Source organism: Inquilinus sp. OTU3971 (assembly GCF_038440215.1).
In genome coordinates, this window is sequence record NZ_JASATH010000475.1 from 1 (window position 1) to 259 (window position 259).

General features: G+C 70.3%; 1 pseudogene. It reads left to right on the top strand.

Features of this window, described 5'->3' with window-relative positions:
* Nucleotides 1-119: 119 nt before the first annotated feature.
* A pseudogene (locus AAHM41_RS40485) lies at nucleotides 120-259 on the top strand (succinate--CoA ligase subunit alpha); the annotation flags it as partial.

A 259-nucleotide genomic window follows, 5' to 3' on the forward strand; every position in this document is an offset into this window, starting at 1 on the left:
GGCACCAATGTCGAGCGCGGCAAGCAGATCCTGGCCGAGAGCGGGCTGCCGATCCTGTCGGCCGACGACCTCGGCGACGCCGCAGTGAAGATCGTCCGTGCCGTGAAGGAGGCCGCGTGATGGCCGTGCTCGTCGACAAGAACACCAAGGTGCTCTGCCAGGGCTTCACCGGGGCCCAGGGCACCTTCCACTCCGAGCAGGCGATCGCCTACGGCACCCGCATGGTCGGCGGCGTCACCCCGGGCAAGGGCGGCACCCG